Genomic DNA, 24483 nt, shown 5'->3' on the forward strand with positions numbered 1-24483 from the left:
TACTGGGGGTTCATGATCATCGTGAACTGGCTGCAACTGCGGCTCTGCAACGTCCTGCTGCACCGCTGGCTCGGCGAGCAGCGGTTCTGGACGGCGGTCCTGGGTGCCTGCCTGATCGCGTCGGTGCCGGCCACCTTCGAGGTGATCTGGCTGGAGGGACATTTCCGACCCGAACTGGATGGCGAACTCGGTTTCTTCTTTCTGTACCCGCAGGTCCTGACCCTGAGCACGGCGATCATGGTGCCCATTTCCTATTTCTTCCTGCGCCAAAATCCCGATACGACCAAGACCACGCCAGCCTCAACCGGATCGGCATTCATGAAGCGCATCCCCGTGGCGCTGGGCACCGACCTGCACGCGCTGCAGGCGGAAGATCACTACATCAGGGTATATACCGCGCAGGGCGACGATCTGATCCTGCATCGTTTCAGCGACGCCATGATTGAACTGGAGAACCTGGACGGGCTGCGCGTGCATCGTTCCTGGTGGGTGGCACGGGCCGGGCTGGCCGATGTCGCGCGTCACGACCGGAAGGTGTTTCTGGTGCTGAAGAACGGGACGGAAGTGCCCGTCAGCCGGACCTACATGCCCGCCGTGCGCGACGCCGGATGGCTGGCGTGAAACCGATCGCACCGAAAGAGCTGCGCGACAGCCGCTACTGGGAAACCGTTCCTCTGGAAAAGATGTCGCCGGCGCAGTGGGAAGCCCTGTGCGACGGCTGCGGCAAATGCTGTCTCTACAAGCTGCAGGACATCGACACCGACCAGATCGTCTTCACCAATGTCGCCTGCCGCCTGCTGGACTGTCACACCTGCCGCTGCGGCGACTATGCCAACCGGCACGCGGTGGTGGACGACTGTGTCGGGCTGGGGCCGGAGAACGTCGGCGAACTGGAATGGCTTCCCTCAACCTGTGCATACAGGCTATTGGACAATGGTGGCGCGTTGCCGGACTGGCATCCGCTGCTGACGGGCGACCCCAACAGCGTGCACAAGGCCGGCATTTCCGTTCGCGGCCGGGTCGTCACCGAAGACGAAGCCGACGACGATCTGGAAAACCACGTACTGGACGAAGAACTATGACGACAGCGCGCAAGGGAGTCTGGGCAGCCGCAGTGACGCCGTTCAATGCCGACCTGACCATCGACGTCGGCGCATTGAGCGCCCATGTGGACTGGCTGCTGGCCAACGGCTGCAACGGTGTGGCGCTGATGGGCACCACCGGCGAGGGCACATCGATCGGCGTCAACGAACGGCTCGCGCTGATCGAGGAACTGGAAGGCAACTGGGAAAGCGACCGGATCCTGATCGGTGTCGGCACGCCCGCCGTCCCCGACACGGTCGCCCTGATCCACGCCGCGATCAATCACGACTATCCGAACGTGCTGATGCTGCCGCCCTACTATTTCAAGACGGTCAGCGATGACGGCCTGTTCCAGAGCGTGGTCGAGATCGTGCGCCGCCTGGGCCGCGAACGCCCGCACATCCACATGTACGACTTCCCCCAGATGGTCGGCTTTTCCCTGAGTCCCGGGCTGCTGGCGCGCCTGAACGACGCCTATCCCGATATCGTCGTCGGCATGAAGGATTCGTCCGGCGATTTCCAGAAGATGTCGAAAGTGCTCAGCCGCGTGCCCGGCTTCAACGTCTTCGCGGGCACCGAGGAACTGCTGGTGCCGATCTGGCTGAAGGGCGGCGCGGGCTGCATCTCTGCCACCGTGAATGTGACCAGCCGCGCGGCCGGCAAGGTCTGGGCGGCCATCGAGGAGGGCGACGTGAAGGCCGCCGAGATCGCGCAGACCGAACTGTCCATCCAGCGGCTGGCGCTGCAGAACTGGCCACTGGTGCCCGCGCTGAAGGCGATCCTGCGGAAGTATTTCCCGGACCGGATGAGCCGCATGATCCGCCCGCCCCTGCTCGCCCTCAGCGACCTGGACCGCGAACGCCTGTTCGACGCGCTCGACGAGATCAGCTTCACCATCGAGACGGACCCCACCTGACAGACACCGCGCACAGGACACCCGGCTTCAAGCGCGCATGTTTTGACATGCTCAGAGATCTCGCCAGAATGAAGCCGTCGTCGTGACAACAGGAAAGCTAGGCCTGGGGGCGTCCACGATTGTGGCTGCTGCATGCGGGGGTGGCGACCCGCCACGACGGCACGCCAATCTGTTCTGGACCTGTTCCCGAATTCCCGCTAAAATCCCGCCGTCGTCGTGACAACAGGAAAGCTGGGCCTGGGGGTACCCGTGAAAGCGGCTACTGTATGCGGGGGTGGCGACCCGCCACGACGGCACCTTTCACAGCCTGCCTTCTATCAGTTCATAGATGTTTGTGTCCGCCAAATTGCGACGCTCGACCATCCCGGCAGACGTGATCGAATTCTGAACGCGGTTCTGGCCATTCATCCGCTCGCGAAACTCCACTCTGACCACGGCCTTGCCCAGACGCGGATCGCCGGGAACATCGAAGACGTAAAGCAGGGCTGGCTTGTCTTCCGTCCGCCTGTCCCAGAGCACGGCTTTGGGTTGCGCCATGTTTTCAGGCAACCTGCGGATGGCTGCGTCGGGCAATGCGATGCCTGCATCCCTTTTCGTGTCACGGCGGAAATGCTGAACGACGCTGTCGAGCAGATACATCGCACCGCCGCGCGTCGCTCAACTGTTTGGCGTTCATCTGGTCCGCTGGCGGACTGCATCGTCCGGTGACATATGATCTGGCTGGCTGGCGGGCGGGCCGGTCGCAGTGTGAAACTTGTTCGGCGCAATCCGAGACTCCACAGGTCTTTGGCGTGATCGGCGTGTGCCGTGCCCGGCCATGTCTCCGTGCGGATATCATATTCCTTTGGTTCCGGGACTTCGCGGCGTTTACACTGCTTGTCTGGGGAAAGTATGGTCCTGTCTGGTCTGACCATTGTTCTGCGCGGCGGTCCTTTGGGTACGAGTAGATTGCAACCGTGCGTCACACAGAAAGAGACCATTTTTTGCCGGACGGAGTGCTCAAATGAGGCAAGCCGCTGCTTGGGAACTGATCACCATCTTTTTCGCTGCGTTGGGTGTTGTCCTGATCTCCTTCCCAGCCAGCCCGGACGAAGCTCGATCGAAGCCGGACAATGACGATTTGACAATCCGTATTGTCTCGCATGTCAAACAGGTTGGAGAGAACCAGAGCATCAATCGCATCAACGAGCCCGCCATTGGAAGCCTGATGCAACGCCGTTACAGATGCCTGCGTTCCAATGCGACCGGAAATCGGGAACGCGGTTTCGCATTGAGTGACGACCTTGGCCAGATGCTTGGCGGACCTCCAAACCCGTCCGTTGTCATCGATGATCGATACTGGCTGGGACACGCATGCCGTCTGCATTCCTGCTCGGAAGCGGCGGCGATGATCGTCGATATGCAAGCCGGATTGGTGCATTTCGCAATGCTGCATTACTATCAGTGGTACAATTCCGTACCACAATGGCGAGAGCCTTTGACGGATGGTTATCTGAGCATTCTGATCGATCCGGCCACCCCGGTCTCCGAACTGTCTGCCACCGCCCGTATCGCTATGCTCTGGTCTTCGTTGAAACGCGGACCGTCGCGTCCTGAACTTCGACCGTCGCTATATCAGGCGACGTGCGTTCCTGAATCTCACGGAAGTGGCGGATGAATACCGAGTTCCAGATAATCAGCTTCATGGTTCCTCCTTCTGGCGTGCTGATCGTGGAAATTTCGAAGTTCTGCGATCATCGCGCTGCGGTTGTTATTTGATACATATCTCCAGAAATCAGGTGTTGCAGCAGGAAGGTCGCCGCCGTATTGCGCTGCAACACTCAGGATCGTTGTCTTGATATCTCGTGGAAGCTGAGCAAAACGAACCGAAGAACCACGCGCTGCCTGCACGCTATTAAAATTTGTTTCCACTGTTTGTCGGATGCTACCGTGCTTGGCGTAGCTTAAGTTGAGCGTTTCCCATGTTTTCAGTTGCAGTGGGTTTGCTCGAATGAATCTAGCCGAAGCAATACCCTTCAGACCCAAATATGGCCTGAGCTTGGAAGCAATGGCTGGATCAAGACCGTGATGTTTGACCAAATCGTCAAGATCAGCACGATTCATTTGGCCGAGATCGACGCCAATCCCAATGGTCGGTCCACTTTGAGCATGAGGAAGATTTCCAGCTCCCTTGGGATAATACATGTTCAGATGATTGCCGCCCTCAAGAGCCTCGATGATCGAGAAGTCAATGTCCTGAATATGGCCGGGCGGGGCAGGAAGACTGGAGGGCGGACGATTAGTTGGCGGTGGTGGTGGCGGGGATGCCGTTGAAGTGTTCGCGCCTCCCGCACCAACGACTCTGTCATGGCCGGAGCCACCCGAGATGAAATCGAGCCTGTTTTCTCTGAACCGTCTTTGTACATTCACCATCTCGCGGGCCTGTTCGGTGGCGAGGCGGTGGTCGGTGTCGTCGGTATCGAGGCCCATGCCCGAGCCGAAAGGCACCGACAGGCGGGTGCGGCTGTCGGGGTGGCTGCGCACGATGGACGGGTTGGGGGTTGCCGCGAACGGCTTCGGGCGGTCGATGTCGTCGCCGATCTCGGCGGCCACCCTGGCCTCGATCAGGGGCGCGGCCTTCGCCTGCGTCTCGCCGCCGGGCTTCATGATCCCGTCCACGGTCAGGCCGTGCTGCGCCTGGAAAGTGCGGATCGACGGCAGCAGGTCGGGGTCTTCTTCCGGGTTCACGGCAGGCGCAGCGGACGCGGGCGGCGGGTGCGTATGCTTCTGGCAACCCGCTGGCGTCGAAGGGGCTGCGTGAAATCGCCCCGAACGCGGCCAAGGGTATGGCGCTGCCTCGACCGATGCGGCATAACCCGGCTAACCTAAACGTCACCTTTAATGAGAGTTGAGACCCATGCCCGATACCGCGCAGGCGATCGAAGCCCCTGAAGAAGAACTGCTGTTGTCCGATCTGATGGACGTGTCCGAGAAGGCCCTGGATTCCGCCGATCGCTACAAGCAGGTCGTCGTGTCCTGCGTGGCCGAGATGGTGCGCGGCGAGGACGGGCGCATCGACGCGGCCAAACTGGAAAGCCACCAGTTCGCCGCGCACGGGCTGGCCTGGCTGGCGACCTATGTCGAGGCGCTGCGGGAGTTGCGCAACTGGGCCGTGCGCCTGGACGAGGACGGCAAGCTGGGCGAACTGGAACGCCTGATCCTGCAGGCCGGCTATGGCGAGTACCTGGCGCAGATCGGCAACGGCATTCCGATGAACCAGCAGGAAACCGTGCGCCCGCAAGATCTGGGCGTGCAGATGCGCTCGGTCGAGAAATTCGCCACCCGCGCCGTGCGCCGGATGATCTTCGCCGGCAACACGCCCGCCGTGCGCGCCCGGATCGCCGTGCTGCTGGAAAATGCACTGGACACCGGCAACTTCGGTGAACTGGGTCTGGACGAGACCTATGGCATGATCCGCGACCAGTTCCGCCGCTTCGCCGACGAGAAGGTCGCGCCGCACGCGCACAAGTGGCACCTGGACAACGAACTGATCCCGATGGACGTGTTGAAGGAAATGGCCGAACTGGGCGTCTTCGGCCTGACCGTGCCGGAAGAATTCGGCGGTTCGGCCATGGGCAAGATGTCAATGTGCGTGGTCTCCGAGGAGTTGTCGCGCGGCTATATCGGCGTCGGTTCGCTGGGCACCCGGTCCGAGATCGCTGCGGAACTGCTGCTGACCGGCGGCACCGACGAGCAGAAGGCGCAATGGCTGCCGAAGATCTGCTCGGGCGAGATCCTGCCCACCGCGGTCTTCACCGAACCGAACACCGGGTCCGATCTGGCGGCGCTGCGCACCCGCGCGGTGAAGGACGGCGACGTCTACAGGATCACCGGCAACAAGACCTGGATCACCCACGCGGCCCGCGCCGACGTGATGACCCTGCTGGCCCGCACCAATCCCGACGAGCCGGGCTACAAGGGCCTGTCGATGTTCCTGGCCGAAAAGCCGCGCGGCGAGGACGATAACCTGTTCCCCGCCGAAGGCATGACCGGCGGCGAGATCGAGGTGCTGGGCTATCGCGGGATGCGCGAGTACGAACTGGGCTTCGACGGCTTCGAGGTGAAGGCCGAGAACCTGCTGGGCGGCGAGGAAGGCCATGGCTTCAAGCAGCTGATGGCAACCTTCGAAAGCGCCCGTATCCAGACGGCGGCCCGCGCGGTCGGTGTGGCCCAGAACGCGCTGGAAACCGGCATGCGCTATGCCAAGGACCGCGCGCAGTTCGGCAAGCCGATCTTCGAGTTCCCGCGCGTGCACGGCAAGGTCGCCTGGGCGGCGGTCGAGACCATGATCGCCCGTCAGCTCACCTATTACTCGGCGCGCGCCAAGGACGAAGGCCGCCGCTGCGACCTGGAAGCCGGCATGGCCAAGCTGCTGGGTGCGCGCGTGGCCTGGGCCAACGCCGACAACGCCCTGCAGAGCCACGGCGGCAACGGCTTCGCGCTGGAGTATGAGATCAGCCGCATCCTGTGCGACGCCCGCATCCTCAACATCTTCGAAGGGGCCGGCGAGATTCAGGCTCAGGTCATCGCGCGTCGCCTGCTGGAAGGCGGAAACTGAGCCGGAAGGAAGCCTGTCGGGGTTTCGGTACCGGTCGGGTCAACGACCTGACCGGTCCTGCCTGAACGGTGCTCAGCAGCCGGTGGCGACGGCGCGCTCCTGCCACCGGCTGACAACCAGTGCGAAACGGTCGGCCGGATAGCCTTCGGGCGCCGACGCAACCGTCAGCTTGTCGACGGTCGTGCAGGCTTCCGGCTTGCGGCCCGTCTCGAAATAGCCGTGCGCCAGATTCATCAGAGTAAAGGTGTGATCGGGCTGCATCGTGTGCGCGCGTTCCAGCACCGGCAGCGCCTTTTCGAACTGCCCGGAGATGGTCAGAAAGCGGCCGTGGTCGATGAAACGCTGTGCACTTCCCTTGGCCTGCGCCGTGGCGAGGCCGAACCAGTAGCCGACGACGTTATCGGGCTGACCGCTCTCGACCAGCGCCAGCGCGATCCCGTGGTAGATATCGCCGTTCCAGGGATCGTGTGCGAAAGCCAGATTGAAGCGACGCATCGCCAGGTCGGGCTTGTGCTTCTTCAGCCAGACCCAGCCCTGCTCGGACAGCAGGTCGCCGAGTTGCGGTCCGCCGTAGCCCAGCTTGACCAGCTTCTCGATGTATTCCTCATCCCGGGCGTGCTGGAAATCCACACGGTCGTCGCAGCCGAACAGCGGTCGCAGATCGATCTCGAACGTGTCGTCGCCGAACGCCCATTCCGGATGCTTCTCCGCCCCGCACAATGTCTGGTAGGGCAGATCGCCGCGATACTGCGCGTGTGCGCCCGGCGCGACGAAGGCCACAGCCAGGAAAGTCGCCGTCATGACGGCGGTCAGAGTGGTCAGGAATCGGATCATGATGGCTCCCATGCAGACCGGGGTATAAAGCGACGCTGGCTGTCACTCAAGACACGGATTGGCCTGCCCCCTCAGCCGCAGTTCTCTTCCGTGCGCCTGTCCCGCCAGCCTTCGAGAATGCGGTCGAAGCGATCCTTCGGATAGCCGGGCGGCGGTGCTGCGTTGAGAACGCGGGTGACGAACGCGCACGCTTCCGTCTGCCGGTCCTGCCGGAAGTTCAGCGTGGCCAGATTCATCAGCGTCCAGACGTTGAACGGCTCCAGCGCGATGGCCTTTTCCAGCATCGGACGCGCCTCGCCCAGCCGTCCCGACTGCAGCAGGAACTGGCCGTAGTCCGCGAACCGGCCCGGCTGCCCGGTCTCGCGTGTGACCGCCTCGGTGTACCAGTAATCGACGATGTTCCCGGGCTGGCCAGTCTGGGTCATGACTACCGCAATCCCGTGATAGACATCGCCGTTGCCGGGGTCGGCCTCGAACGCCAGATTGAAGCGATTCAGCGCCGACGGCAGTTTTCGCACCCCGATCCATTTCCAGCCCTGCCGGACCAGCTCCCACGACAGGGCCGTCCCCTCCAGCCCGCGCGCCTGCAGCTTCTCGACGAACCGCTCATCGGCATCCCGCCGCGCGCCGAACCTCTGGTCGCAGCCGAACAGCGGCTGATACTGTACCGGGGTGCCTTCCTTGCCATAGGTCCACTTCGGATGACCGCCCGCCCGGCAGACCTCCTGATAGCTGGGGGCCAGCACGGTCTGCGCCGATGTCTTATCGAAAGCGAACAGCAGGGCTGCCACTGCCAGCCCGCAGCGCAGTGCGGGAAGCGAAATCCTCACAATCCTAGCACGGCCTTGGCGATGACGTTCTTCTGCACCTCGGTGGTACCGCCATAGATGGTGGCCGCGCGTTTCAGCAGGTGCTGGGGCATGACGCCATCCGCATACTCGGGACCGACCGGGCCTTCGTTCGAAGCCCAGTTCAGTCCGGTGTGGACATAGGGCGCGCCATAATAGGCCAGCGCCTCGACCATGGTTTCGTTGATCGCCTGTTCGATCTCGGTGCCCCGGATCTTCAGCATGGACGCCTCGGCACCCACCGGACGGCCTGCCGCGGCCTCGGCGAGGCTGCGCAGGTTGTACATCTCCAGCGCCGTCAGATCGGATTCGATGGTCGAGATCCCGCTGGCGAACGACGGGTCGTCGATCAGGCGCCCGCCATAGGCGCTTTCGGCGCGGGCCATCGCCTTCAGGCGGGCCAGTTCGCTTTTCGAACGGCCGATGCCGGCGATCCCGGTGCGTTCGTTGCCCAGCAGGAACTTGGCATAGGTCCAGCCCTTGTTCTCCTCGCCGATGCGGTTGGCGACCGGCACACGGACATCGTCGAAGAAGACCTCGTTCAGATTGTTGTAGCCGTCCATCGAGATGATCGGCTTCACGTCGATGCCCGGCGTCTTCATGTCGATCAGCAGGAAGGTGATGCCCTCCTGCCGCTTGCCCTCGGTCGAGGTGCGGACCAGGCAGAACATCCAGTCGGCGCGGTGCGCGCCCGAGGTCCAGATCTTGTGGCCGTTGATCACATAGTCGTCGCCGTCGCGCACCGCTTTCGTCGACAATGCCGCAAGGTCCGATCCGGAACCGCGTTCGGAATAGCCCTGACACCACCAGTCCTCGGACGCCAGAATGCGCGGCAGGTAATGGTCCTTCTGCTCCTGCGACCCGAACGTGTAGATCACGGGCCCGACCATGGTCACGCCGAACGGCTGGATGCGCGGGCAGTCGGCGCGGGCGCACTCTTCCTCGAAGATGAACCGCTGCGCCGCCGTCCAGCCCGGCCCGCCGTATTCTTCCGGCCAGTTCGGGGCGATCCAGCCCTTCGCATGCAGCGCCTTCTGCCAGCGCACGTAGTCTTCCTTCGGCAGATAGTTCCAGCCGATCTTCGCGCGTTCGCGAATGTCCGACGGCACGTTCTCCTCGATGAAGGCGCGGACTTCGTCGCGAAACGCCAGTTCCTCGTCAGTGAATGCGAGATCCATAGAAACTCTCCCCGAAAATCAATTGTCCGCAGTCTAGCCCAGCGACATCCGCTTCGCCCTCAGAATTTGCGCGATCCTGCGTCGCGGCACGGTCGCGATCTGCGGATGCGCCAGCGCCGCATGCACCCGGCGCGGCCCCATCAGGTCGAAATGTTCCTTGTAGGTGCCGTGATACTGCAGGAACACCGGCAGGCACCCTAGCGACACCGCGACCGGCAACAGTTCGCGGTAACCGGCGTCACCCACCTTGTCCGACAGCAGATGCGCCGTCAGCCGCCCGTCGGGCAGCCTGCGCGGCCGATCCATGACGATCACGGGACATACCGCGCAAATAGCGTCATCCCGGATCGAGCCAACGGCGAGACTCGGGGATCGGGCTGATCCAGCCATTTTCTGATCGCGATCCCCGCGCAGGCCTGCAGCCTGACGGGGATGACATCATGGGTTCCGCCTTGCATGCGTCAGTTCAGGAATTCCGGTTCCTCGCGTTCCAGGATACGGCGCAGGGCGCGGAAGTGGCGTTCGGCGAGCTGGCTGCGTTCTTCCGAAATCTGGCGCGCCGTCTTGTCGGCGACTTCGGACGACAGATCGCGCAGCGGCTTGCCGGTCGAACGCGCAAGCACCTGAAAGGTCGCCGCCCGTTCCAGATAATACAGATCGTTGAAACATTCGCGCACGTTCGCGCCGGTGACCGTCACGCCGTGGCTGGCCATCATCAGCACCGCCCGGTTGCCCAGTTTCGACGCAATGCGCTCGCCTTCCTCATTGTCCGTGGACAGGCCGTTGTACTCTTCGTCGTAGGCGATGCGCTCGTGGAACATCAGCGCGTTCTGTTCGCACATCTTCAGTTCCATATCGTCCAGCAGGGTCAGCGCGGTCGCGTGCGGCATGTGCGTGTGCATGACGCAGACGGCCTGCGGTGCCGCCAGATGCACGCCACGATGGATGGTGAAGGCCGAGGTCTCGACCTCCTCCTCGCCTTCCAGGATGTTGCCTTCCGCATCGACCAGCAGAAGCGACGACGCGGTGATTTCCGACCAGTGCCAGCCATAAGGGTTGATCAGGAACCGGTTGCCACGCATGACACCGTCCGCGTCCGGCACGGCCAGCGAGAAATGATTGCACACGCCCTCGTGCAGGCCCAGCCGTGCCGCCCAGCGCAGCGCGCAGGCCAGATCGACCCGCGATTCCCTCAGAGTTTCATCCATCACCGTTTCCTCTCGAACACCGCCAGATTGTCGAGAAAGATAGCCGCTGTCGCGTCCCACGAAAAGCGCATGGCGTGCGCCCGGCAGGATTCGGCGGAAATACACGCCGCGTCCATCACGGCGCGCGCCAGATCTTCCGACAGCACGCCGGGCCCGTCGTGACCGATGACATCCAGCGGCCCGGGCACCGGAAAGGCCGCCACGGGCACGCCGGACGCCAGCGCCTCCAGCAGTACCAGCCCGAACGTGTCGGTGCGGCTGGGGAAGACGAAGACCGTGGCGCTGCGGTACCAGGCCGCAAGTTCCTCGCCGAACTTCGGGCCGGGGAACAGCACCTCCGGATAGTCCCGTTTCAGGTCTTCAAGCTGCGGCCCGCCGCCGACGACGGCCTTCTCGCCCGGCAGATCGAGGTCGAGGAAAGCCCGCAGGTTCTTCTCCACCGCCACCCGTCCGACATAGAGGTACAGCGGCTCTGCCCCCTCAAGGGCCCTGGGTCTGCCGGGCCGGAAGACATCCGTGTCCACGCCGCGGGTCCAGTCGACGATATTGTCGAAACCCTCGGCTTCCAGCTCGCGGCGGATGGTCGTCGTGGCCACAAGCACACCGCGCGAGGGCCGGTGAAACCAGCGCATCAGCCGATAGCCCCACGCCAGCGGCACCGGCGCGCGCGCCGAGATATATTCCGGGAATTTCGTGTGATAGCTGGTCGTGAAAGGCAGATCGTACTTCAGGCAATAGCGCCGCGCCGCGAAACCCAGCGGTCCTTCGGTCGCGATGTGGATCGCGTCCGGCTGGAAACCGTCGAGCATCCGCTTCAGCTTGCCGCCGGGCCGCACCGCGATCCGGATTTCCGGGTAGGTCGGCAGCGGAACGGTTCGGAAATCATTCGGCGAAACGACAAGAACCTCATGTCCCTGTGCCCCGCACGCGGCGATGACCCGGCCCCACGTGCGGACCACGCCGTTCACCTGCGGTGTCCAGGCATCCGTGATGAGTGCGATTTTCATGGGCGGGCGGCGATCTTGTGCAGGGTGTTGTACTCGATCCATGCCGGTCCCGGAGATCTCCAGCTTCTTTTGCCTTCGGACTCGATCCGAAGGCCCCCCGCAGTCATGCAGGGATCTGTCCGATTTCAGATGTGGGAGGCCTTCGGGTCAAGCCCGAAGGCGGAATGATTACTCGCCCCTACGCCGCTTTCGTCCGCGACCGTGCGACCTTGCGTTTCTCGTCGAAGGACTCCGCGATCCGGTCGGTCCAGCGCACGATCTCCAGCGAACCGTCGTGCTTTTCGATCACCGCCGTGCAGCTCTCGACCCAGTCACCGTCGTTGACATAGGTGATGCCATCAATGTCGCGGATCTCGGCGTGGTGGATGTGGCCGCAGATCACCCCGTCGACATTCCGCTTGCGGGCTTCGGCGGCCACGGTTTCCTCGAAACTGGCGATGAACTGCACTGCGCTCTTGGCCTTGCCCTTCAGGTAGGCCGACAGCGACCAGTAAGGCAGGCCCAGCCGCGCGCGGATGCGGGCGACGACCGTGTTCAGCCGGATGGCCATGCTGTAGGACCAGTCGCCCAGCAGCGCCAGCCACCGGGCGTACAGCACGATCCCGTCGAAGGCGTCCCCGTGGGTCACCAGATAGCGCTTGCCGTCGGCGGCGGTGTGAATGTCGTCGATCCTGACCTCGACACCGCCGAAATGGGTGCCGACATAGTCCCGAAACGCCTCGTCATGATTGCCGGGGATGTAGATGACCTGCACGCCCTTGCGCGCCTGACGCAGCAGCTTCTGCACCACATCGTTGTGGGTCTGCGGCCAGAACCAGCCGCGCCTGAGCGCCCAGCAGTCGACGATGTCGCCGACCAGATAGATCTTCTGGGCGTCGAAACTCCTGATGAAGGACAGCAGAAGGTCGGCCTGGCAGCCGCGCGTCCCCAGATGGATATCGGAAATGAAGACGGTGCGGCAGCTGACGTTACCGGACGTGCTCATGACTCACCTGTGATGCACCTGACGATGCAGAGCCTATAGCGAACCCGTGTGTCCGATTCGTGACAGGGAATCGGACAGATCAGGCGCGCAGTGGCTTGGTCGCGCCATCCTTGCCTTCGATATCCAGGGCCGAAAGCACCGTCTGCATGATCTGCGGGGCGTTCAGACCCGCCACATCGTACATCTTCGCCGGGCTGTCCTGATCGATGAAGATGTCGGGCAGGATCATCGGGCGCACCTTCAGGCCGTCCAGCAGGTCGTTCTCGGCCAGGAACTGCAGCACGTGGCTGCCGAAGCCACCGATCGCACCCTCCTCGATGGTGACCAGCAGGGGATGTTCCTTCGCCAGCCGGGCGATCAGATCGGTGTCCAGCGGCTTGGCAAACCGGGCGTCCGCCACCGTCGCCGACAGCCCCATCGCCGCCAGATCGTCGGCCGCCTTCATCACTTCGGCCATGCGGCCGCCGAAATTCAGGATCGCCAGCGCATTGCCCTCGCGCACGATACGGCCCTTGCCGATCTCCAGCGGGACGCCTTCCTCGGGCATGTCGAGGCCGATTCCTTCGCCGCGCGGATAACGGAAGGCGCTGGGCCGGTCGTCAATGGCGGCAGCGGTCGCCACCATATGGACCAGTTCGGCCTCGTCCGACGCCGCCATGACCACGAAACCGGGCAGCGTCGCCAGATAGGTCACGTCGAACGACCCGGCGTGGGTCGGTCCGTCCGCGCCCACCAGACCGGCCCGGTCGATGGCGAAGCGCACCGGCAGCCGCTGGATCGCCACATCGTGGACCACCTGGTCGTAGCCGCGCTGCAGGAAAGTGGAATAGATCGCGGCGAAAGGCTTCATGCCGCCCGCGGCCAGACCGGCGCAGAAGGTCACGCCGTGCTGTTCCGCGATACCGACGTCGAAGGTTCGGTCCGGAAACGCCTTGCCGAAAATGTCGAGGCCGGTACCCGACGGCATGGCCGCCGTCACGGCGACGATCTTCTCGTCCTTCTCGGCTTCCTTCACCAGCGCGTTGGCGAAGACCTTGGTATAGGCGGGCGCGTTGGGCTTGCCCTTCTGCTGGGTGCCGGTGACGACGTCGAACTTGGAGACGCCATGATACTTGTCAGCCGAATTCTCGGCGGGCGGATAGCCCTTGCCCTTCTCGGTGACGACATGGACCAGGATGGGACCGCCGTCAGCATCGCGCACGTTCTCCAACACCGGCAGCAGGTGATCGATGTTGTGACCGTCGACCGGGCCGACGTAATAGAAGCCCAGTTCCTCGAACATGGTGCCGCCGGTCAGCATCCCGCGCGCATATTCCTCGGCGCGCTGCGCCATCTTGGACAGCTGGCGCGGGAACTTCTCGGCCAGCTTCTTGCCGACCTCGCGGATCGACAGATAGGGCTTGCCGGAGATCAGGCGCGACAGATATGCACTCATCGCACCCACAGGGGGTGCGATCGACATCTCGTTGTCGTTCAGAATGACGATCATGCGGCTTTTCAGGCTGCCGGCGTTGTTCATCGCCTCATAGGCCATGCCGGCGGACATGGATCCGTCACCGATCACGGCGATCGAACGATGCGGCAGGCCCTGCATCTGATGGGCGATGTCGAAGCCGAGCCCGGACGATATGGACGTCGACGAATGGGCCGCGCCGAACGGGTCGTAGCGGCTCTCCGCCCGCTTGGTGAAGCCCGACAGCCCGCCGCCCTGGCGCAGGGTGCGGATGCGGTCGCGGCGTTCGGTCAGGATCTTGTGCGGATAGCACTGGTGTCCGACATCGAAGATCAGCTTGTCGTCAGGCGTATTGAAGACGTAGTGCAGCACCGTGGTCAGTTCGACCACTCCCAGACCCGCACCCAGATGCCCGCCGGTGACGGACACGGCATCGATGGTCTCGGTGCGCAGTTCGTCGGCGAGCTGGCGCAGCTGGTCGGGTTGCAGACCGCGCAGTTCAGCCGGGCTGTTGATCGTGTCGAGAAGCGGTGTCTTTGACGTTTCGGCCACGCGGCCAACCTCATGTCTTGATTCAGTGTGTCGCCCTGAGCGTCCTCACGACCGGCGGTTGATGACGTATTCCGCCACCTCCCTCAATAGAAAGGCTCTTTCCCCGAACAAATCAAGGCGGGCCACGGCATTGTGTACCAGTTCCGCCGCCCGAGCGCGTGCGCCATCCAGCCCCATCAGCGTGATGAAGGTCTCCTTGCCCGCATCGGCGTCCTTGGCCGTCGCCTTGCCCATCTCCTCGGGGCTGGCTTCGATGTCCAGAATATCGTCGGCGATCTGGAACGCGAGCCCGAGATCGAGGCCATAGGCCTTCAGGGCCGCGCGCTCGGCCCCGGTCGCATGTCCCAGAATCGCGCCCGCCTCGCAGGACCAGGCGATCAGCGCGCCCGTCTTCATGTTCTGAAGCCGTGAAATCTGATCCAGGTCATACGATGTCGTCTCGGCCTGAAGGTCGATCATCTGACCGCCGACCATGCCCTCGGCGCCGGCCGCCTGGACCAGGGTCATGGCGAGAGCGATGCGGATCTCGCGGTCGGCATCGGTGGCCGGATCCAGCAGAACCTCGATCGCCTTCGGCTGCAGCGCATCGCCCGCCAGCACCGCCGTCGCCTCGTCGAACTGCCGGTGGTTCGTGGGCTTGCCCCGACGCAGATCGTCGTCGTCCATGCACGGCAGATCGTCGTGGATCAGCGAATAGGTGTGGATCATCTCGATGGCCGCCGCCGCCCGGACAGACTGCGCGCGCGGCACATGAAACAGGTCGCCCGACGCCATCACCAGAAACGGACGCAGCCGCTTGCCACCGGCAAACAGGGAATAGCGCATGGACTCATGCACGCGTGCCTCCAGCGTCTCCGGCACGGGCACCAGGGCATCCATCGCCGCCTCGACATCGGCGGCCGCCCGTTTCAGGGCTTCGGCAAGTTCGGCATTCATCGGTTCTGGTCGTCTCCGAAAGGTTCGCTGCCCTTTGGCGTCCCGTCCGCGCCGATCACCAGCTTCTCGACACGCGCCTCGGCGGCTTTCAGCTTGGCTTCGCAGTGGGCCTTCAGATGCGCACCGCGTGCGTACATGTCGATGGAGGCCTCCAGATCGACATCGCCCGATTCCAGACGGCCGACGATGGTTTCCAGTTCCGCCAGCGCCGCCTCGAAACTCATGGCCTGAATGTCTTCCGGAATATCGCTCATTGTCCGTCCCGTCCTTCCAGCGCCCGCACGTGGGCCACGCTCGCGCTTTGCAGCGCGTCGAGGTCATACCCGCCTTCGAGCACGGAAACCACCCTGCCCTCGCAGCAATTCGCCGCGATCGTCATCAGTTCGCGCGTGACCCATCCATAGTCTTCGTCCGTCAGGTTCAGGTGGGCAAGCGGGTCCCGCTGATGCCCGTCGAATCCGGCGGAAATGATGAGAAATTCCGGCCTGAATGCGGCAAGGGCGGGAAGCAGGGTGCCGGACATGGCCTCACGGAACGCGTCCGAACCGGCATCGGGCTGCAGCGGCACGTTCACGATATTGTTCGCGACCCCCGTCTCCGACGCCTCGCCGGTGCCGGGATACAGCGGCCACTGATGCGTCGAGCCGTAGAAAAGGTCGGGATCGTCGCGAAACATGGCTTCCGTGCCGTTGCCGTGGTGCACATCGAAATCGACCACCGCCACCCGCCCGACGCCATACCGTGCCCGGGCATGATGCGCGCCGATGGCGACATTGTTGAAGACGCAGAATCCCATCGGCTGACGCGGTTCCGCATGGTGCCCCGGGGGGCGGACCGCGCAGAAGGCATTGTCGGCCTGCCCCTGAAAGACCGCATCCACCGCGGCCACGACGCTGCCTGCGGCCCGCCGTACCGCCTCCACCGATCCCGGCGAGACCACCGTGTCGCCATCCAGCTGCAGCCGCCCCGTCGCAGGAATCACCGAGAAGATGGCCTCGACATGGTCGGCGGGATGCGCGCGGGCGATCATCTCGTCATCGGCCAGCGGGGCGTCGATGCGCACCAGATCCGGGAAGTCATCCTCGTTCAACGCATGACGCACGGCACGCAACCGGTCCGGCCGTTCGGGATGCGACGGCCCCGTATCGTGCCAGAGGCAGTCCATATGTGTGATCAGCATCGTGGTCACGTGCGTATTTCCTCAAGATTCAGGCAAATTCATCATTCAGCGCCCACATGGCTGTTTGCCGTTCGGTCTTCAAACGTTACTTTCCTCCGGGCGCGGTCAGGACCAAGCATATAAATGTGACGCCCTGCGGCAAGAGAGAGAGGCGAACGTGCGTATTCTGATCCAGATTCTGGTTGTCGCAGTGCTTGCGGTCGCCGGAATCCTTGCCTGGCAGAACCGGGCCGACCTGCCGCTGATCGGCAGCTATTTCGCACCGCCCGAAGCCGGAAACGGTGAGCGCCGCGGCGGCGGTCGTCCCGTGCCCGTCGATGCGGAAATCGTCTCGCCCGGTCTGCTGCTCGATTCCGTGCGTGTCGTGGGCACGGCCCGCGCCAACCAGTCCGTCACCATCACCAGCGAGATCGCCGGACGCATCGTGGAGTTGCGCGTGCGCGAGGGGCAGCAGGTCAACCGGGGCGACGTCCTGGTCCGCTTCGGAACCGCGGAAATCGCCGCCGATCTGACAGGCGCGCGATCCGAACTGAAGCTGGCGAAGCAGGTCTATGACCGTGCCGAGGCGACCCGGCGCAAGGGCCTGGTGACCCGGGCGCGGACCGAGGAACTGGCGCAGAGCGTTGCCGTTGCCGAGGCCGCCGTTCGCCAGATCGAGGCGCGGATCGGGAAATTTACCCTTCAGGCCCCGTTCTCGGGCCGGCTCGGCTTCAAACAGGCCAGCGTCGGCGCTCTGGTCCAGCCCGGCGAGCCCATCGTCACGTTGGACGATATCTCCGTCATCAAGCTGGATTTCGATGTGCCGGAAACCGCCCTGGCGGCGCTGCATCCCGGCCAGACCGTGCTGGCGCGCTCGTCGGCCTATCCGGACACACCGATCGAAGGTGTCGTCTCCACCATTGACACGCGCGTCGATCCGACAACACGCGCCGTCACGGTACGCGCCGAAATCGACAACGCCGAGGGGCTGCTGCGGCCCGGCATGTTCCTGACCGTGGAACTGGTCTACAGCCGGACCGAGAATGCGCTGCTGGCACCCGAGGAAGCGATTCTGGTGGTGGACGGCGGCGCGTTCGTCTTCACCATCGAGGATGGAAAGGCCGTCCGGCAGCCGGTGAAGCTGGGACGCCGCCGGCCCGGCAAGGTCGAGATCATCGAAGGCATCACCGCCGGCCAGCAGGTCATCACCGCCGGCGTCCAGAAGGTTCGTCCGGGCGCCGATGTCGCCGTACGCACCGCCCCTGCGGGACAAAGCTGACCCATGGTCCTTTCCGATACAGCCATCAAACGCCCGGTCTTCGCCATCGTCATGTCGCTGGTGCTGGTGCTGCTCGGCTACTTTTCCTACGACCAGATGACGGTGCGCGAATATCCCGACATCGACCCGCCCATCGTGTCGGTGAACACGACGTGGCGCGGGGCCAACGCGGCCATCGTCGAAACCCAGATCACGCAGGTTCTGGAAGACGAACTGGCCGGTATCGGCGGCGTGAAGCGCATCACCTCGACCAGCCGCGAAGGCTCCTCCTCGATCTCGGTCGAGTTCAATCTGACACGGGACATCGACGCCGCCGCCAATGATGTGCGCGACCGGGTCAGCCGTGCGATCAACCGCATCCCCTCGGATGCCGATCAGCCCCGCGTCGCCAAGACCGAGTCCGATGCCCGCCCCATGATCTGGCTGGTCCTGTCCAGCGACCGGCTGAATTCCCTGGAACTCACCGACTATGCCGAGCGCCAGATTCTCGACCGCTTCTCGGTCGTGGATGGCGTCAGCCGCGTGCGCACCGGCGGCGGCCGTCGTTTCGCCATGCGCATCTGGCTGAAGAAGAACGAACTGGCCGCGCGCGGCCTGACGGTGAACGACGTCGAAGCGGCCATCCGCGCACAGAACATCGAGGTGCCGTCGGGCCGCCTGGAATCGAACACCCGCGAACTGACCGTGCGCACCGAGACATCGCTGTCGTCGGTCGACGAATTCCGCAACATCGTGGTCAGCGAACAGGACGGCTATGCCATTCGGCTGTCGGAGGTCGCCGACGTCGTGCTGGGGGCCGAGGACGAACGCACCGAACTGCGGTCCAACGGCAAGGCTGCGGTCGGGATCGGCGTCATCAGACAGTCCAAGGCCAACACGCTGGAAGTCGCACGCGGCGTGAAGGCGGAACTGGCGAAGGTCATCCCCGCGCTGCCCGAAGGCATGACGCTGGACGTGTCCTACGACCAGTCGGTCTTTGTCGAGGAATCGATCAAGGAAGTCTATCGGGCGCTGGCGATCGCGATGGTACTGGTCGTCCTGGTGATCTTTGTCTTCCTGAGGTCCGTCCGCGCGACCATCGTCCCCGCGCTGGCGATCCCCGTGTCGATCCTGGCGGCCTTCATCGTGCTGGGTGCGCTGGATTACTCGATCAACGTGCTGACGCTGCTGGCGCTGGTACTTGCGATCGGGCTGGTGGTCGATGACGCCATCGTCGTGCTTGAGAATATCCATCGACGCATCGAAGAGGGCGAACCGCCCCTGCTGGCTGCCGTCAACGGGGCCCGCCAGATCGCGTTCGCCGTGATCGCCACGACCATCGTCCTGATCGCCGTGTTCGTGCCGATCTCGTTCCTGGAAGGCAATGTCGGACGCCTGTTCCGGGAATTCGGCATCGCCGTCGCCACAGCCGTGATCTTTTCCAGTTTCGTGGCCCTGACGCTGACGCCGATGCTGTGTTCGAAGGTCCTGAAGCCCGCCAGCGAATCCGGCTGGCTGAGCCGCCGCACAGGCCGGATGTTCGACAGCCTGGCCGACGGCTATCGCTGGCTGCTGGCGCAGACCCTGAAGCTGCCGCTGCTGATGCTGGCATTCGCGGTGCTGGTCTCGGCGCTGTCGTATGTGTTCTACACGGCACTGCCCAAGGAACTGGCCCCGCGTGAGGATCGCGGTGTGATTTTCGTCAGCGCGACCGCGCCGGAGGGAGCCAGCCTCGATTTCACCAGCCGCTACGTCACCGAGGTCGAGCAGGGCCTGATGTCCATTGTCGAACGCGGTGACGCCGAACGGGTGCTGGTCATCCTGGCGCCGGGTTTCGGACGGCCGGGCGACGTGAACCGCGCCTTCGGCATCGTTCGTCTGAAACCCTGGGACGAACGCACGGTCACCCAGGGCGAGGTGATCGCCCAGGTGTTTCCGAAGATCTTCTCGGTACCCGGCGTGAAGGCGTTCGCCTTCGGCAGCCCGCCGCTGGGACAGCGCTTCAGCCAGACACCGGTCCAGTTCGTGCTCGGCGGGCCGGACTATGAGACGCTTGCCGAATGGGCCGACCTGATCATTGCGAAGGCCGAGGAAAACCCGGGTCTGCTGAATCCCGACAAGAACTACGACCAGACCCTGCCGGAACTGCGGGTGCAGATCGACCGTGACCGCGCCGCCGATCTGCGGCTGCAGGTCAGCGATATCGGCCTGACGCTGGAAACCCTGCTGGGCGAGCGGCGTGTCACCACTTTCGAGAAGGGCGGCAAGCAGTATGAGGTCATCCTGCGTGCGCAGAAGAACGACCGCGCCAGCCCGCAGGATCTGCGCAATATCTACGTGCGCTCCACCGACGGCGGGCAACTGGTGCCGCTGGAAAGTGTCGTCCGCCTGTCGGAAGGGGCCACCGCCGGCGAACTGGCGCGGACCGACCGGTTGCGCTCGGTCACGATCACCGCATCGCTGGCACCCGGCTATACGCTGGGTGAGGCGCTGACGTTCCTTGAGGATGCCGCCGCCGAGAACCTGCCCGCGGCCGCCCGGATCGGTTATGCAGGTGAATCCGACGAGTTCAAATCATCATCCAGCGCGCTGTACTTCACCTTTGCGCTGGCGCTGGCTGTGGTGTTCCTGGCGCTGGCGGCACAGTTCGAAAGCTTCATCCATCCCTTCTCGATCATCATCGGCGTGCCGCTCGCCATCACCGGTGCGCTGGGCACGATGCTGGCCACCGGCATCAGCGTGAACGTCTACAGCCAGATCGCCCTGATCATGCTGATCGGGCTGACGGCAAAGAACGCGATCCTGATCGTCGAGTTCGCCAATCAGCTGCGGGATCAGGGACAGAGCGTGCGCGAGGCCGTGCTGAATGCCTCGGCAACCCGACTGCGTCCGATCCTGATGACCACGATCTCGACAGCACTGGGCGCGCTGCCGCTGGCGCTGGCCACCGGTGCCGGTGCCGAAACGCGCGAAACATTGGGCATCGTGATCATCGGCGGCATCGGCTTCTCGACGATCCTGTCGCTGTTCATCGTGCCGCTGTTCTATCTGGGGCTGGCGCGCTTCACCAAACCGGTGGGCTTCATCGAACGCCGCCTGCAGGCGCAGCGCGACGACCAGAAGAAGCCGGATACCGTGCCGGAACCGGGCGAGCGCCAACCCGTCTCCGCCGCAGAGTAACATCACACGACCGAAGGAACGACCATGACCACGATCTATCTTGTCCGCCATGGCAAGGCTGCCGCCGCGTTTGACGAAGACCTGGACCCGCCGCTTGACAAGACCGGCACCCGCCAGGCCCTCGCCATGGCCGACGTTCTGGGTCCGAAGGGGCCGCTGCCGCTGGTCGCCAGCCCCATGCGGCGCTGCCGGGAGACGGCCGCCGCACTGGAACACGTCTGGGGTTCACCGGCGCGGATCGATCCGCGGGTGTCGGAGGTGCCGTCCCCGTCGGAGAACCTGACAGAGCGCCGGGAGTGGCTGACCGGAATGATGGGTGGAACCTGGTCCGACCCGGCGGCCCTGGACCTTCTGGACTGGCGTAACGATCTGCTGGCCGCCATCGACGAGATCGAGAGCGACACCGTGATTTCCAGCCATTTCGTCGCCATCAACACCATCGTCGGCGCGCTGAACGGCGACCAGCGCGTCATCAGCTTCCGTCCCGACAATTGCTCGATCACGCGGATCGAGAAGGCCGACGGCAAATGGCGGGTCGCGGAACTCGGCCGCGAAGTCGAAACCGAGGTGCTGTAGCGCGGAACGGCGTTTGACGGAATCGTCAAACACCGTTCCGGGACAGGTCTACCGCGGTGCCATGCGGATGGCACCGTCGAGGCGGATGGTCTCGCCGTTCAGCATCTGGTTCTCGACGATGACGCGGGCCATGTGCGCATATTCCGACGGATCGCCGAGGCGTTTCGGGAACGGCACGGACGCGGCCAGCGCGTCCTTCACATTGTCCGGCAGACCGGCCAGCAGGGGCGTCATGAACAGGCCCGGCGCAATCGTGCAGACCCGGATGCCGTCGTTCATCAGATCGCGCGCGATCGGCAGGGTCATGCCGACGATGCCACCCTTGGAGGCCGAATAGGCCGCCTGACCGATCTGGCCATCGAATGCCGCGACGGATGCGGTGTTCACGATCACGCCGCGGTCCCCGTTCTCGTCGGGGTCCGTACCGGCCATCTGGGTCGCGCCCAGCCGGATGCAGTTGAAGGTGCCGATCAGGTTGACGTCGATGACCCGCTTGAACGCATCGAGCGGATGCGGTTCGCCCTTGGAAGTCGTCTTGTTGGCGGTGCCGATGCCGGCGCAATTGATCAGCACGCGGCAGGGACCGTGCGCTTCCTTCGCGGACTCGAATGCCGCCACGGCGGAATCCTCATCGGCGACGTTGCACTTCACGAAGATGCCGCCGATCTCCTCGGCCATCTTGTTCCCCAGATCCTCGTTCAGATCGAAGACGGCGACCTTCGCGCCGGCCGAAGCCAGTTCGCGGGCGGTCGCACCGCCCAGACCCGAAGCGCCGCCGGTCACGACCGCGGCTGCACCATTCAGTTTCATGTCTCTCTCCCCTTTGACTTTCCAGGACCATATTCGGTTATCCGAGATAAATCACATGCCGTCGAGACGAGCAAACCCCTCGATCGAAATTCCCACGCTGTTCCACTACCTTTCCGCATACGGAAAACAATTGTTAATCTCTTGGAAAGAAACTGGCGCATCTCGGTCAACGGCTGCACGGGTTACCGGCTTCGCCCGTGCGCCACACCTGTCAGGAGCCCCAGCATGGCCAGATCATCCCCTCCTGACACGGTCGAGAAAAGAGATCGGCGCGCGCTCGGGCGGACGTTCACCGGCCTGGCCCTGCTGAGCGTTCTCAGCGTGCTGATCCTTTCCGGTCTGGTCATCTATCTTCAGGATCGGAACGCCCGGCAGGTATCCGTGGATCTTGTGCAGTCCGCGCTGTTGAACCGGACGGACCGGCAGGCCGTCCTGCTGGAAGAATACGGTTACTGGGATGCTGCGGTCGAACATATCGTCACACCGGTCGAGCCGGATCTGGCGTGGCTCGAGAGCGAGATCGGCGCGTTCCTGCATACGCAGAGCGGCGTCAATCTGGTGCGCATCTTCGACGGCGCCGGCAACGAGAAGGCCCGCGTGATCGACGGCGTCCTGGCCGACGCGACGGGCACCCCGACAGCGAGCCGGAGCGAGGCCGAACTGATCGAAACCGCGCGCCGGTCGCCAGACAACGAGGTGCCGCGGTCGGTGTCCGCCTATACGCGGAACAACGGTGAACTGTTTCTCACATCGGCCATCCGCATGACCGACTATGACGATGAGCGCGACATCAGCACCGACCACGTGATGGTGTTCTCGAAGAAGCTTGATCCGGCGTTTCTGGCAAGCATCGAGAAGGCCGGTCTGGTGCGGGATCTGACCATCGCCGGACGTGAAACGGGATATGGCGAAGCCTCCGTCCCCCTGCCGGTCTCGGGCGGTGATCCGGACCTGAAGCTGATCTGGAAGCCGAACCTGCCGGGTACGGCGATGATCCCCTGGATGCTTGCCGCGCTCACCGCCTTCATCGTCGTCGTCATCGCCGCCGGTGCCGTGTTCATGCGGCGCATGGCGGCACATGCAGAGGCGCTCGACAGGGCGCGCGAGATATCCGAACAGGCGAACAGGCAGAAGTCGGGCTTCCTCGCCAACATGAGCCATGAACTGCGCACGCCGCTCAATGCCGTTATCGGGTTCGCCGACATCATGCGGAACCAGTATCTCGGCCCCGTCGGCAACCCCAGATATCTGGAGTATGCCACCGACATCCGGAATTCGGGGGAGCATCTGCTGTCACTGGTCAATGGCCTGCTGGACATGTCCAAGATCGAGTCCGGCCACTATGAGATCGACATGGAAGCCGTGGACCTGCGGGAAATTCTCAGCCAGTCCCGCAAGATGGTCGAGGGACTGGCTGAGGAGAAGGGCGTCGATCTGGTCATCGACATACCCGACACTGCCGCGATCGTGATGGCCGACGAAAAATCGCTGCGACAGGTTCTGATCAACCTGATGAACAATGCCGTGAAATTCACGCCCGCAGGCGGCAGGGTTTCCATCACTTCTGCCGCTCAGCCCGGCGGACGCGTGGTGATCCGCATCAGCGACACCGGGATCGGCATCAGGGAGAAGGATCTGGAACTGATCCTGGAGCCGTTCTATCAGGTCGAATCGCGGCCCGACGGCGGACAGCGGGGCACCGGGCTTGGCCTGTCGGTCTCACGCAAGCTGGTCGAACTGATGGGCGGCAGTCTGCTGATCGAAAGTACGGTCGGCCAGGGCACTGCGGTGTCGGTGACACTGCCCGCCGACCGGTTGGATGTACCGCAAGGCGGGGCACAATCACTGAAGGACTGCGCCTGACCAACCTGCCGTCGCCGTCCCGTCCGGCTGCGCCTGTCCC

Annotated in this window: 23 protein-coding genes; 9 read left to right on the plus strand and 14 right to left on the minus strand. The window is 63.8% G+C overall.

The window, feature by feature from the left end:
• The 3 genes from ACN0X7_RS16435 to ACN0X7_RS16445 form a co-directional block, all read left to right on the plus strand.
• On the plus strand, positions 1-621 hold a 621-nt coding region (locus tag ACN0X7_RS16435; protein WP_417519236.1), incomplete at its 5' end, for a LytTR family DNA-binding domain-containing protein.
• The gene (locus ACN0X7_RS16440; protein ID WP_417519238.1) at positions 609-1082 is read left to right on the plus strand and encodes a YcgN family cysteine cluster protein; all 474 of its coding nucleotides are present in this window, start codon (positions 609-611) and stop codon (positions 1080-1082) included. The genes ACN0X7_RS16435 and ACN0X7_RS16440, both read left to right, overlap by 13 nt.
• Positions 1079-1999 carry a dihydrodipicolinate synthase family protein gene (locus ACN0X7_RS16445; RefSeq protein ID WP_417519240.1) on the plus strand — a complete coding sequence of 307 codons (921 nt, stop codon included), beginning with the start codon at positions 1079-1081 and terminating at the stop codon, positions 1997-1999. Before ACN0X7_RS16440 ends, ACN0X7_RS16445 begins: the two co-directional genes overlap by 4 nt.
• 300 nt (positions 2000-2299) lie before the next feature.
• Here the strand turns inward: ACN0X7_RS16445 and ACN0X7_RS16450 are convergent, their stop codons facing one another.
• Positions 2300-2638, minus strand: coding sequence for a hypothetical protein (locus ACN0X7_RS16450; protein ID WP_417519242.1), 339 nt, complete (start codon positions 2636-2638; stop codon positions 2300-2302).
• A gap of 364 nt (positions 2639-3002) precedes the next feature.
• Here ACN0X7_RS16450 and ACN0X7_RS16455 point away from each other — a divergent pair, with 364 nt between their 5' ends.
• A complete protein-coding gene (locus tag ACN0X7_RS16455) occupies positions 3003-3656 on the plus strand; it encodes a hypothetical protein (RefSeq protein WP_417519244.1) in 654 nt (217 codons plus the stop codon).
• Here the strand turns inward: ACN0X7_RS16455 and ACN0X7_RS16460 are convergent.
• Positions 3638-4726 (minus strand): pesticin C-terminus-like muramidase, encoded by a 1089-nt coding sequence (locus ACN0X7_RS16460; protein ID WP_417519246.1) that lies wholly within the window; start codon positions 4724-4726, stop codon positions 3638-3640. The two genes, ACN0X7_RS16455 and ACN0X7_RS16460, sit on opposite strands and share 19 nt — an antisense overlap.
• A gap of 169 nt (positions 4727-4895) precedes the next feature.
• Here ACN0X7_RS16460 and ACN0X7_RS16465 point away from each other — a divergent pair, with 169 nt between their 5' ends.
• Positions 4896-6596: an acyl-CoA dehydrogenase family protein gene (locus tag ACN0X7_RS16465; protein WP_417519248.1), complete on the plus strand. Its 1701-nt coding sequence runs from the start codon at positions 4896-4898 to the stop codon at positions 6594-6596.
• Positions 6597-6668: 72 nt separating this feature from the next.
• Here the strand turns inward: ACN0X7_RS16465 and ACN0X7_RS16470 are convergent, their stop codons facing one another.
• The 11 genes from ACN0X7_RS16470 to ACN0X7_RS16520 all read right to left on the minus strand — a co-directional run bounded on the left by ACN0X7_RS16470 (position 6669) and on the right by ACN0X7_RS16520 (position 16786).
• A complete protein-coding gene (locus tag ACN0X7_RS16470) occupies positions 6669-7430 on the minus strand; it encodes a tetratricopeptide repeat protein (protein WP_417519250.1) in 762 nt (253 codons plus the stop codon).
• 71 nt (positions 7431-7501) lie between these two features.
• Complete coding sequence (locus ACN0X7_RS16475; RefSeq protein ID WP_417519252.1) at positions 7502-8221, minus strand: tetratricopeptide repeat protein; 720 nt, start codon at positions 8219-8221, stop codon at positions 7502-7504.
• A gap of 35 nt (positions 8222-8256) precedes the next feature.
• Positions 8257-9456 carry an acyl-CoA dehydrogenase family protein gene (locus ACN0X7_RS16480; protein ID WP_417519254.1) on the minus strand — a complete coding sequence of 400 codons (1200 nt, stop codon included), beginning with the start codon at positions 9454-9456 and terminating at the stop codon, positions 8257-8259.
• A 33-nt stretch (positions 9457-9489) separates the two neighbouring features.
• On the minus strand, positions 9490-9762 hold the full coding sequence (locus ACN0X7_RS16485) for a hypothetical protein (protein ID WP_417519256.1): 273 nt from the start codon (positions 9760-9762) through the stop codon (positions 9490-9492).
• 155 nt (positions 9763-9917) lie between these two features.
• On the minus strand, positions 9918-10664 hold the full coding sequence (locus ACN0X7_RS16490; RefSeq protein ID WP_417519258.1) for an aldolase: 747 nt from the start codon (positions 10662-10664) through the stop codon (positions 9918-9920).
• Positions 10664-11671 (minus strand): glycosyltransferase family 4 protein, encoded by a 1008-nt coding sequence (locus ACN0X7_RS16495; RefSeq protein ID WP_417519260.1) that lies wholly within the window; start codon positions 11669-11671, stop codon positions 10664-10666. The genes ACN0X7_RS16490 and ACN0X7_RS16495 overlap by 1 nt, the downstream gene beginning before the upstream one ends.
• Before the next feature lie 178 nt (positions 11672-11849).
• Positions 11850-12656: a UDP-2,3-diacylglucosamine diphosphatase gene (locus ACN0X7_RS16500; RefSeq protein WP_417519262.1), complete on the minus strand. Its 807-nt coding sequence runs from the start codon at positions 12654-12656 to the stop codon at positions 11850-11852.
• Between the two features lie 79 nt (positions 12657-12735).
• Positions 12736-14661 carry a 1-deoxy-D-xylulose-5-phosphate synthase gene (dxs, locus tag ACN0X7_RS16505; protein ID WP_417519264.1) on the minus strand — a complete coding sequence of 642 codons (1926 nt, stop codon included), beginning with the start codon at positions 14659-14661 and terminating at the stop codon, positions 12736-12738.
• A gap of 45 nt (positions 14662-14706) precedes the next feature.
• A complete protein-coding gene (locus ACN0X7_RS16510) occupies positions 14707-15597 on the minus strand; it encodes a polyprenyl synthetase family protein (RefSeq protein WP_417519266.1) in 891 nt (296 codons plus the stop codon).
• Positions 15594-15851 (minus strand): exodeoxyribonuclease VII small subunit, encoded by a 258-nt coding sequence (locus ACN0X7_RS16515; RefSeq protein ID WP_417519268.1) that lies wholly within the window; start codon positions 15849-15851, stop codon positions 15594-15596. The genes ACN0X7_RS16510 and ACN0X7_RS16515 overlap by 4 nt, the downstream gene beginning before the upstream one ends.
• Positions 15848-16786 carry a histone deacetylase family protein gene (locus ACN0X7_RS16520; protein ID WP_417519270.1) on the minus strand — a complete coding sequence of 313 codons (939 nt, stop codon included), beginning with the start codon at positions 16784-16786 and terminating at the stop codon, positions 15848-15850. The genes ACN0X7_RS16515 and ACN0X7_RS16520 overlap by 4 nt, the downstream gene beginning before the upstream one ends.
• A gap of 148 nt (positions 16787-16934) precedes the next feature.
• Between ACN0X7_RS16520 and ACN0X7_RS16525 the strand changes: the two genes are divergently transcribed.
• From ACN0X7_RS16525 to ACN0X7_RS16535, 3 genes are read left to right on the plus strand one after another with little or no spacing between them, the layout of a single operon-like run.
• The gene (locus ACN0X7_RS16525; RefSeq protein ID WP_417519272.1) at positions 16935-18035 is read left to right on the plus strand and encodes an efflux RND transporter periplasmic adaptor subunit; all 1101 of its coding nucleotides are present in this window, start codon (positions 16935-16937) and stop codon (positions 18033-18035) included.
• A gap of 3 nt (positions 18036-18038) precedes the next feature.
• Positions 18039-21194 carry an efflux RND transporter permease subunit gene (locus ACN0X7_RS16530; RefSeq protein WP_417519274.1) on the plus strand — a complete coding sequence of 1052 codons (3156 nt, stop codon included), beginning with the start codon at positions 18039-18041 and terminating at the stop codon, positions 21192-21194.
• Between the two features lie 24 nt (positions 21195-21218).
• Positions 21219-21770, plus strand: coding sequence for a histidine phosphatase family protein (locus ACN0X7_RS16535; protein WP_417519276.1), 552 nt, complete (start codon positions 21219-21221; stop codon positions 21768-21770).
• 48 nt (positions 21771-21818) lie between these two features.
• Here ACN0X7_RS16535 and ACN0X7_RS16540 read toward each other — a convergent pair whose 3' ends face one another.
• On the minus strand, positions 21819-22580 hold the full coding sequence (locus tag ACN0X7_RS16540; protein WP_417519278.1) for a 3-hydroxyacyl-CoA dehydrogenase: 762 nt from the start codon (positions 22578-22580) through the stop codon (positions 21819-21821).
• A 225-nt stretch (positions 22581-22805) separates the two neighbouring features.
• Here ACN0X7_RS16540 and ACN0X7_RS16545 point away from each other — a divergent pair, with 225 nt between their 5' ends.
• On the plus strand, positions 22806-24443 hold the full coding sequence (locus tag ACN0X7_RS16545) for an ATP-binding protein (RefSeq protein ID WP_417519280.1): 1638 nt from the start codon (positions 22806-22808) through the stop codon (positions 24441-24443).
• Positions 24444-24483 lie beyond the last annotated feature (40 nt).

Origin of the sequence: Minwuia sp. (assembly GCF_048263705.1) — a bacterium.
Classification (GTDB): domain Bacteria; phylum Pseudomonadota; class Alphaproteobacteria; order Minwuiales; family Minwuiaceae; genus Minwuia.

Excerpts from the sequence above, each read along its gene's own strand:
- ACN0X7_RS16515 (WP_417519268.1), bottom strand. The coding sequence starts at position 15,851 with ATGAGCGATATTCCGGAAGACATTCAGGCCATGAGTTTCGAGGCGGCG.
- ACN0X7_RS16450 (WP_417519242.1), bottom strand. The coding sequence starts at position 2,638 with ATGTATCTGCTCGACAGCGTCGTTCAGCATTTCCGCCGTGACACGAAA.
- ACN0X7_RS16500 (WP_417519262.1), bottom strand. The coding sequence starts at position 12,656 with ATGAGCACGTCCGGTAACGTCAGCTGCCGCACCGTCTTCATTTCCGAT.
- ACN0X7_RS16455 (WP_417519244.1), top strand. The coding sequence starts at position 3,003 with ATGAGGCAAGCCGCTGCTTGGGAACTGATCACCATCTTTTTCGCTGCG.
- ACN0X7_RS16470 (WP_417519250.1), bottom strand. The coding sequence starts at position 7,430 with ATGATCCGATTCCTGACCACTCTGACCGCCGTCATGACGGCGACTTTC.
- ACN0X7_RS16535 (WP_417519276.1), top strand. The coding sequence starts at position 21,219 with ATGACCACGATCTATCTTGTCCGCCATGGCAAGGCTGCCGCCGCGTTT.
- ACN0X7_RS16480 (WP_417519254.1), bottom strand. The coding sequence starts at position 9,456 with ATGGATCTCGCATTCACTGACGAGGAACTGGCGTTTCGCGACGAAGTC.
- ACN0X7_RS16495 (WP_417519260.1), bottom strand. The coding sequence starts at position 11,671 with ATGAAAATCGCACTCATCACGGATGCCTGGACACCGCAGGTGAACGGC.
- ACN0X7_RS16445 (WP_417519240.1), top strand. The coding sequence starts at position 1,079 with ATGACGACAGCGCGCAAGGGAGTCTGGGCAGCCGCAGTGACGCCGTTC.
- ACN0X7_RS16490 (WP_417519258.1), bottom strand. The coding sequence starts at position 10,664 with ATGGATGAAACTCTGAGGGAATCGCGGGTCGATCTGGCCTGCGCGCTG.
- ACN0X7_RS16440 (WP_417519238.1), top strand. The coding sequence starts at position 609 with ATGGCTGGCGTGAAACCGATCGCACCGAAAGAGCTGCGCGACAGCCGC.
- ACN0X7_RS16485 (WP_417519256.1), bottom strand. The coding sequence starts at position 9,762 with ATGGATCGGCCGCGCAGGCTGCCCGACGGGCGGCTGACGGCGCATCTG.
- ACN0X7_RS16530 (WP_417519274.1), top strand. The coding sequence starts at position 18,039 with ATGGTCCTTTCCGATACAGCCATCAAACGCCCGGTCTTCGCCATCGTC.
- ACN0X7_RS16545 (WP_417519280.1), top strand. The coding sequence starts at position 22,806 with ATGGCCAGATCATCCCCTCCTGACACGGTCGAGAAAAGAGATCGGCGC.
- ACN0X7_RS16540 (WP_417519278.1), bottom strand. The coding sequence starts at position 22,580 with ATGAAACTGAATGGTGCAGCCGCGGTCGTGACCGGCGGCGCTTCGGGT.
- ACN0X7_RS16465 (WP_417519248.1), top strand. The coding sequence starts at position 4,896 with ATGCCCGATACCGCGCAGGCGATCGAAGCCCCTGAAGAAGAACTGCTG.
- ACN0X7_RS16510 (WP_417519266.1), bottom strand. The coding sequence starts at position 15,597 with ATGAATGCCGAACTTGCCGAAGCCCTGAAACGGGCGGCCGCCGATGTC.